Below are 8,625 nucleotides of genomic sequence, written 5' to 3'. Positions count from 1 at the left end.
AAAAGAGAGGAAATATTTCAAAAAACAAGCAGCAGCGGGTGCTGCGGTGCGAACATCTATCAAGACAAAATAAAAGCGGGTGAACCAAGTGGAAGCCATTCGAGTGCTCATAGCGGATGATGAAAAAGAAATCAGAGATTTATTGAAAACCTATTTAAAAAGAGAGTGTTATGAGGTTGACGTGGCAGTTGACGGAGAAGATGCGTTAAGGCTGTTTGAACAAAACCATTACCACCTCGTGATATTGGATGTGATGATGCCGAAAATCGACGGCATCGAGGTCTGCAGAAGGATGAGGAATCATACGAATGTTCCGATCCTGATGCTGACCGCCAAAGACCTTGAAGGCGATAAAATTTTAGGACTGTCCATCGGCGCCGACGATTATATAACAAAGCCCTTCAGCGTAAACGAAGTGCTTGCGCGGATCAAAGCCATGCTGAGGCGCTTTTTGGTCCTCGGAAGCGAAAGCCGCTCCGATGAACAATCGCTGATTCAATTTAAAGGATTGACCATCGATTTGAAAACATATACGGTCACCGCAGGCGGACAGGAGATCTCTCTGACGGCGAAGGAGTTTGAACTGCTGAAGTTTTTCGCCTCAAATCCGGGGCAGGTATTTACGAAAACGCAGCTGTTTCGAAACGCATGGAGCGATCAATACATAGAAGATGACAATACGGTCATGGTGCATATCAGAAGGCTGAGAAAAAAAATAGAGCCGGACCCTTCCGATCCACAATTTATTCAAACTGTTTGGGGAATTGGCTATAAGTTTGTAGGTGAGAAAGATGCTGACCGATAAAAAGCTGCTGCTTCTCATTTTACAATGTGCGGCGATTGCAGCACTTTTGTTCATCTATATGAAAACGGCTTCCTTTGGGGTTTTCAGCACAATGTTGTTTATTTTTCTGTTTGCCGTTACCGCACTGCTGTTTACGATGAGGCTTCGCTTCATCGATCGCTTAAAGCTGATCGAAACCGAGCTGAAGCGCGTGGCGGATGGAAATTTAAGAAGAAGATTGCTGGCGAAAGGCGATCAGCCGTTTAATGAAATCATTTTTTCCATTAACGAATTGATAGAGCAGCTTGAAAAAGTTCAAATCAACGCCGCAAAATCGGAAGCGGCCAGAAAACGGCTGCTGTCTAATATTTCCCACGATATCCGAACGCCGCTCACATCAATTATTGGCTATGTTGATGCATTAAAAGACAGGGTCGCGTCTTCGGAAGAAGAGAAACAGGAATATCTCAATATCCTTTCTAAAAAATCCAACAGCCTCAAGCAATTGATCGATGAAATATTCAACATGGCGAAATTGGACGCGAATGAAGTCCAGTTGAAAACAGAGTTTTTTGACCTTGCCGAAGTCGCTAGGGAAACGCTGATCGACTTTTTGCCGGAACTGAAAAAACATGACATTGATTTGAATGTGCAGATCCCGGAAAAGAAATGCTCTGTTATCGCAGATCGGCTCAGCTTGATTCGCGTGATCGAAAACATCGTGAGAAACGGGATTCACTATGGAAAAGCGGGAAAAGTACTTGGAATCGAACTGACGGAATCAGAGCATGAATATCAGCTTCTCATCTGGGATCAAGGTCCGGGGATTCCGGAAAACGAGATTGAAAACGTGTTTGATAGAATGTACCGCAGAGACCGGTCGAGAAGCCTTGATGACGGGAGCGGCCTGGGGCTTGCCATCGCCAAATCGCTCGTCGAAAAAAACCGCGGACGCATATGGGCACAGAGCGTCCCGTGGGAAAAAACGACGTTTGGTTTTTCGCTGCCTAAACAAAACCATCTCCAATCATTTAAGAATTAATTAAGAATTGGTTAAGAAGAAGTTAAATCCTTCTGTTTATGATGTAGTTATAAGGCTAGTGAAAGAGAGTGGATCAACTTTGAGCACAATTATTAAAACGACCGATCTCACGAAAATGTACGGGCCGCAAAAGTCTGTAGACCATCTCAATATCAATGTGAAACAAGGAGATATATACGGCTTTTTGGGACGGAACGGCGCCGGCAAAACGACGACGATCAGAATGCTGCTGGGTCTGATCAAACCGACCAGCGGGCAGATAGAAATTTTCGGAGAGAATTTTTTCAAGAATAAAAAAGAAATTTTAAGAAGAATCGGATCTATCGTGGAAGTGCCCGGCTTTTACGCGAACTTGACGGCAAGGGAAAACCTGCTGATCAATGCGAAAATCATAGGTATCCATAAAAAAAATGCGATCGATGAAGTATTGGAGATCGTGGGCCTGCAGCATGAAACGAAAAAGCTCGTCGGCAAGTTTTCCTTGGGTATGAAACAAAGGCTGGGAATTGCAAGAGCCTTGCTTCACTATCCGGAGCTGTTGATACTGGACGAGCCGACAAACGGCTTGGACCCGATCGGGATCAAAGAAATGAGAAGACTCATTCATTCTCTCGCCAAAGAAAGAAACATCACCATCTTTATATCAAGCCACATTTTGTCTGAAATCGAACAGCTCGTCGATCATGTCGGGATCATTCATGAAGGAAAACTGCTTGAAGAAATTCCGTTTGACCATCTCAAAAAAAGAAACCGCAAATATCTGGAATTTCAATTATCCGATCAAAATAAAGCGGTCGTTCTGATGGAACAGCATTTTGATATTCATGACTACGAAGTTCACCAGGACGGGATCATCCGGGTATACTCCCATTTGGGCCAGCAGGGAAAGCTCAATAAATTGTTTGTCGAAAACGGAATAGACGTATTGAAGATTGCGATGAGCGAAGACAGTCTTGAAGACTATTTCGTGAAGTTGATTGGGGGCGGGACGATTGGCTAATTTGCTATATACCGAATTGCTGAAGCTTAAGCGGTCACAGATGTTTCTTGTCAGTATCCTGGGAGCGGCGGCAGCCCCTTTTATCTGTTTTATATCGTCTTTGGCTAAAAAAGCCAAGTACCCTGATGTACCGATTCGCTTCAGTGAGACCTTTTCCGATACCAACCTGTATATTGTGCTTTTGATCGGAGTCCCGTTGTATGGCGTGATTACATCATATTTATTCAATCGGGAATACGCTGAAAGCACGCTAAAGAATCTATTGACGATTCCTGTTTCAAGAATCAGCCTGATTGTCAGCAAATTGGTTCTGCTCCTCATTTGGATCATGATGCTGACGTTGATTGCCTGGGTGCTGACGCTGCTGTTTGGGCTGATCGGCCAGTTTGAAGGGCTCAGTTCGGCGGTTTTAATAGATGGGTTTAAACAATTTATGATAGGCGGGGCACTTCTTTTCTTCCTGGTCAGTCCAATTATATTTGTGACACTGCTGTTTAAAAACTACGTGCCCACCATTATCTTTACAATCATTATATCAATGGTCAGCATTATGGTATACGGCACGGAGTACAGCGCTTTACTCCCCTGGTCGGCGGTATGGGTGATCGCTTCGGGTACGTTCTTTCCGGAATATCCGCCCGAATATTCTTTTATCAGTGTTGCCGCCACAACCATTCTTGGATTAGCCGCGACAATCGTTTACTTTAAAAAAATCGATATTCATTGATGCAGGAGGAGTCTAAGGGAATGTGCAACACATGTTTGTACATTCCTAATCCCGATAAAGGCTTATTGCACAATTTTTATGGATATATTTAGGATAAAAGTATAAAAAAGGAGAATGGAACATGTCTTTTTCAGAATTAAATATTGATGCTTTTCGTTTCATTAATGATTTGGGAAAAGAGTATTCGATGCTGAATCCGGTCGTTTACTTTCTGGCCGAATATATGATGTACTTCCTCGCGTTGGGTCTTGTCGTTTATTGGCTGACCCGGACGACAAAAAACAGATTGATGGTCATTTATGCAGTCATCGCATTTGTGATTGCCGAAATTCTTGGGAAAATCATGGGCTTTCTGCATTCCAACTATCAACCGTTTGCCACGCTTCCGAATGTCAACAAGCTGATAGAGCATGAAATTGACAATTCGTTTCCGAGCGACCATACGATTTTGTTTTTTTCAATCGGCTTTTTAATCTTCCTGTTTCACAAAAAGACGGGCTGGCTGTGGCTTGTGCTTGCGTTTGCCGTAGGCATTTCCCGCATTTGGTCGGGCGTTCACTATCCGCTCGATGTTGCGGCGGGAGCCCTTCTTGGCGTGTTGTCAGCTCTGTTTGTATTCTGGACAGCACCGAAGCTGTCATTTATTCATCAAATGCTGTCCCTTTATGAAAAGGTAGAACACCGGATTGTTCCTTCCAAAAGCAAATCGAACGATAAATCGAAGAACTTTTAAAGGATGAGGCTGCCTTGGATTTAGGCAGCCTTTGCTATGTGCACTCACAAATAAACGATCGGCTTCTTCATCCTCCAAATCGAAGGCGGTTCCCGACAGCAAGAGTATATGACCGTCTCCATGAAGGTAGACGGACTGTCGGGTGCTTTGTTTTTTTGTACGAATAACAGCTGTAGAATCGCTTTCCAGGTATATAGGTTCCTCTTCTTCCTCCTTTTTTCATCCCCATTATAAAAGATGCGGGCTATTCATGACGAAAATTCCAAATAATAGGAATTGAATATAAGTAAAAATATGGTATAATATCAAATACATAGGAGGTGATAATTTCCAATAGGTAATGATAAAATGGTCCATTCTGCTAGAAATCTATTTTTTCATCCATTAAAATGAGAGAACTCGGACCTTAAATTGTTTTGGATGCGGCAGTAGCTTATGGATGGCAGCTGAAGACGTACATACGAATTATCAAAAATACGGAGGGAAACGAAATGAAAAAAGCGATTTTAGGGTTTTCTTTGTCTGCGGCGCTCCTGGTTCCATCCTCATTCGCTGCGGCTGCTGGGGACGGGCAGCTGACAAGTGAGCAAAAAGAACTGCTTGAAGCCAAGACAGAATACGTGCAGTCACTTCCTGAACAGGCATCTGTCCAAAGCGGTGTGACGGCATATGCAGGAAAAAGGCTCACAATTAAAAGAGGAAGCTTCCTCGCCTGGTCGAAAGATTATATCGACTGGTACTACAACGGCAAAAAAGTATCGAAAAGCAGCGGATCGCAGGATGTCGGCTACGTCTTTCCGAATGTCGTGAGAGCAAAAGGGATTAAAAGGTATTACAAGTCTTCAGGGCTTCACAAATGGAGAGCGAAAAAAACGCTGAGCTTCGGGACCGTTACACCGTGGGGAGATGTTGAATTCGCCAGCTCAACCTTTACAGACAGAAGGTGGGTCAATAAAAAAGGAAAATACGGAAACGATTAATTTGCCGTAAGCCATTTCATACAACGCTGCTAAAAGACTATTTTGAAATTAATGGCAGCGTTGTATAATGGAGAATGTTGCAACACCATCCTGATGCAAGAAAGGATTTTTTAAATTGATCAAAATCGATGACCTGACGAAATCTTATGGAAGCAAAAAGGTATTCAACCGTCTCAACATGAATATCGAAAAAAACAAAGTCACCTTCCTGATGGGGGAAAACGGCGCCGGGAAAACGACGCTCTTGAAATGCCTGCTCAAGCTGGAACATTTCGAAGGCGGCATTCTGTACGACGGAGAGCCGCTTGAAGCCGTCAGGAGCAAAGTGCACGTTATCTATGACGATTCCCCGTTTTACGATCATCTGAGCGGATATCAAAATATTAAACTGTTGATCAATAAACCTGCCGGCAAAGAAGAGCTGGAACAATTATCGCAAAAGTTCCTCGGCCGGGCGCTGCTGAAAAAAAAGGTTAAGACCTATTCATACGGACAAAAGAAAAAGCTGGCCTTAATGATCGCTGCATTAAACAAACCGTCATATTTGTTTTTGGATGAGATATCAAACGGGCTTGACTACCGGTCCATGATGGAGCTTCAGGCGCTGATCAATGACTGGTCGAGCAGGATGACGATTGTTGCCGCCGGCCATCAGTTTGAGTTTTATTCTTCAATCGTCGATCAATTATACGTGTTGAAAGACGGTTCAGCTATCCACATAGACAATTTTAAAACGAATGGAGCAGAATTGGGCGATGTCTATAAAGAATATTTATAATATTTTCAAAAAAGAGCTTGCATTTCAATCATATTCTAAAATGCTCGTCATGTTATTGCTTCCTCTATTATTCATTTCATCCGGATACATATATGTACATTATAAAAATACAATTGACAGCTATCAGCAGTTTAAAAAGACTGAAGACGAATATAAAGAACTCGGCATCGATATTAAACAGGCGCTGGCGTCGCCCGTCAAGGTGAAGGAAGGGGAGCTGAAAAGCGAGGATGGCGACGGAGAGATCGTCGAAAATATTTTAAGGTTTGACTATGAGAATTTCGTCTTGTCCCTCCATCATCTGGAGCCCAAGCAGTCGGTTATCATGACGCTTGAGCTGATGGGCTTCATCATTTTTCCCTTGGCTTTTACGCTGTATGCCATCTATATCTCCTCTTACGACATCAGGTTCAAGACGGTGAAAGTGAAAGCTGTCAGCCATGATTGGAAATCCGTTCTGCTGGCCAAACAGTGTTCGGTTTACATGGTGATGGCTGCCGCCGTGATCGCCGTTGTATGTACGGCATATGTGTCAAGCTTCGTCTTTTATTCCCTGGCTTCAAGGGCCATACCGGTCGGCGAGTTCACAATACCCGCTGTTTCAAAAAGCAATATCCCGCTTCAGCTCGTTGTCGTTCTGGCGGTCAGCTTCATTTTTTCGACGGTCGGATTTTATTTGGGCGTCCTCTTCAGAAGCTTTATTACGCCTGCTTTGCTGTATATCGTTTACAGCCTGCTTATCCCTGCTTTGGGGAGATTCGATTTGAAAAACCTGCTGTCTAATCTCGGGCATGCGGTTTTCAGTTTCAGCGGCGGCTTTAAACTGTTTACACCGGTGAAGGTGGACATGATTCCGGTCGTCATCATTTTAGCCGCATCCATCGGCTTGCTGTCTGCGGTTACTTATTATATGGCGCACAGGCAAAGCAAATATGTCGTTTGAAAAAAGAGCGCAGGCACTTGCGCTCTTTTTTTTGCAAGCGACGGATGCCCGTTGGCTCAGGTTTGGCAGGCGAGTGTCAAATAGTTGGAACAACAGAATCTGCCGTCTCTGGATGAGGCGGTTGTTTTGATTGAAACCTTGTTCCTCGTAAATATTCGAAAAATTCTATATAATAATAAAGCGGTCTCAGGAATTCATGCACTTTTTAGTAAACAGCTTTTGAACAGAGGGCAGGTGAGTATAATGGCGAATCAGGATTTGAATTTGCACACGTTATATACGAGTCATACCCGCGATGCCTGGGCAAATCTTGGCGGGCATATGGCGGTAGAAATGACCGAAGAGGAAGTAAAAAGGCTTGAAGGTTTAAATGACTATCTGTCTTTGGAAGAAGTCGAAACCGTTTATGTTCCGCTGGCGAGGCTGCTTTATTTACACCGGACAACTCAATATGAACGGAACACCCGGGTGAACGGTTTTTTGAACCATCCTCACGCGGCCAAAATTCCGTTCATCATCGGGATTGCCGGAAGCGTCGCGGTTGGAAAAAGCACGACGGCCCGCATCATTCAGACGGTGCTCTCGCGTTTGCAGGAACGGCTGAAAGTCAGTCTGATCACAACCGACGGTTTTCTTTACCCCAATGCGGTGCTGACAGAAAAACAGATGATGTCGCGGAAGGGGTTTCCGGAAAGCTATGATGTCAAAGCATTGCTTGAGTTTTTAAACGATTTAAAATCCGGCAAGGAAATCGTTCACGCACCCGTTTATTCCCATTTAACGTACGACAGATTGGAAGGGGTTTACGAAACGGTTGAACAAGCGGATATCGTCATCATCGAAGGCGTCAATGTGCTGCAGACACCGACGATCGAAGACGACCGGACAAAACCGCGGGTTTTCGTTTCCGATTTTTTTGACTTCTCGATTTATGTGGATGCCGAAGAAGACCTCATTATCAAATGGTATCTTGAACGCTTTCGCATGCTCAGAGAGACGGCATTTCAAGATCCGAGTTCTTATTTCCATAAATTCAAAGACCTTGCGGACGAAGAAGCGGACCATATGGCAAAGTCAATATGGGAGACCGTCAACCGTCCGAATTTGTATGAGAACATTCTGCCTACAAAATTCCGGTCTGATTTAATCTTGAGAAAAGGCGAAGGCCACAAGGTGGAAGAGATTCTCGTCAGACGGGTGTAGAAGAGGAGGCTTGCATGATCCATCATATTGAACTGTATGTTTCAGATTTGGAAGCGTCGAAGCGCTTTTGGGGCTGGTTTCTCGGAGAGCTTGACTATGAAGTTTTTCAACAATGGGAAGACGGGATCAGCTGGAAAGCAAACGGCGCCTATCTCGTGCTTGTGCAGGCGAAAGAGCAGTTTGTCAAAGCGGGTTATCACAGGTGCCGCATCGGCTTAAACCATCTTGCTTTTTACGCGGCATCCAAAGAACAGGTCGACGAAATGACAATGAAACTGAGGGAGCGGGGATGCCGCATTTTATACGAAGACAGACATCCGTTTGCCGGCGGAAGCGGGCATTATGCCTTGTATACCGAAGATCCCGACCGCATTAAAGTCGAACTTGCGGCGCCTTGAGGCGGGCGTCCGCCGGAAGGCCGGCCTTTGACCGAGC

The 8,625-nt window shown here is 44.4% G+C and carries 10 protein-coding genes; all 10 read left to right on the top strand.

The features are described from left to right. Nucleotides 1-88 precede the first annotated feature (88 nt). The 10 genes from MHB72_RS13470 to MHB72_RS13425 all read left to right on the top strand — a co-directional run bounded on the left by MHB72_RS13470 (nucleotide 89) and on the right by MHB72_RS13425 (nucleotide 8,588). On the top strand, nucleotides 89-805 hold the full coding sequence (locus MHB72_RS13470) for a response regulator transcription factor (protein WP_020452076.1): 717 nt from the start codon (nucleotides 89-91) through the stop codon (nucleotides 803-805). After that, entirely contained in the window at nucleotides 792-1,826 is a 1,035-nt protein-coding gene (locus MHB72_RS13465) for a sensor histidine kinase (protein WP_216920125.1), read from the top strand. The genes MHB72_RS13470 and MHB72_RS13465 overlap by 14 nt, the downstream gene beginning before the upstream one ends. Before the next feature lie 79 nt (nucleotides 1,827-1,905). Next, entirely contained in the window at nucleotides 1,906-2,826 is a 921-nt protein-coding gene (bcrA, locus tag MHB72_RS13460) for a bacitracin resistance ABC transporter ATP-binding subunit BcrA (RefSeq protein ID WP_216920128.1), read from the top strand. Further along, nucleotides 2,819-3,553 (top strand): ABC transporter permease, encoded by a 735-nt coding sequence (locus MHB72_RS13455; RefSeq protein WP_216920130.1) that lies wholly within the window; start codon nucleotides 2,819-2,821, stop codon nucleotides 3,551-3,553. Before bcrA ends, MHB72_RS13455 begins: the two co-directional genes overlap by 8 nt. 121 nt (nucleotides 3,554-3,674) lie before the next feature. Then, entirely contained in the window at nucleotides 3,675-4,286 is a 612-nt protein-coding gene (bcrC, locus tag MHB72_RS13450) for a bacitracin resistance undecaprenyl-diphosphatase BcrC (protein ID WP_023855960.1), read from the top strand. 491 nt (nucleotides 4,287-4,777) lie between these two features. Continuing rightward, on the top strand, nucleotides 4,778-5,266 hold the full coding sequence (locus MHB72_RS13445) for a hypothetical protein (protein ID WP_023855959.1): 489 nt from the start codon (nucleotides 4,778-4,780) through the stop codon (nucleotides 5,264-5,266). 115 nt (nucleotides 5,267-5,381) lie between these two features. After that, nucleotides 5,382-6,044 carry an ATP-binding cassette domain-containing protein gene (locus MHB72_RS13440; RefSeq protein WP_023855958.1) on the top strand — a complete coding sequence of 221 codons (663 nt, stop codon included), beginning with the start codon at nucleotides 5,382-5,384 and terminating at the stop codon, nucleotides 6,042-6,044. Then, nucleotides 6,022-6,987, top strand: a complete 966-nt coding sequence (locus MHB72_RS13435) for an ABC transporter permease (RefSeq protein ID WP_095291528.1) — start codon at nucleotides 6,022-6,024, stop codon at nucleotides 6,985-6,987. Before MHB72_RS13440 ends, MHB72_RS13435 begins: the two co-directional genes overlap by 23 nt. Before the next feature lie 243 nt (nucleotides 6,988-7,230). Further along, nucleotides 7,231-8,190 carry a type I pantothenate kinase gene (coaA, locus tag MHB72_RS13430; protein WP_145625240.1) on the top strand — a complete coding sequence of 320 codons (960 nt, stop codon included), beginning with the start codon at nucleotides 7,231-7,233 and terminating at the stop codon, nucleotides 8,188-8,190. 14 nt (nucleotides 8,191-8,204) lie between these two features. After that, nucleotides 8,205-8,588 (top strand): VOC family protein, encoded by a 384-nt coding sequence (locus MHB72_RS13425; protein ID WP_095291531.1) that lies wholly within the window; start codon nucleotides 8,205-8,207, stop codon nucleotides 8,586-8,588. The last annotated feature ends 37 nt before the right edge of the window (nucleotides 8,589-8,625 follow it).

This window comes from Bacillus sp. FSL K6-1284 (assembly GCF_038002625.1).
Taxonomy (GTDB): Bacteria; Bacillota; Bacilli; order Bacillales; family Bacillaceae; genus Bacillus; species Bacillus paralicheniformis.
Note: the sequence above shows the minus strand (reverse complement) of the source record. Positions and strands in the feature narration are given on the sequence as shown.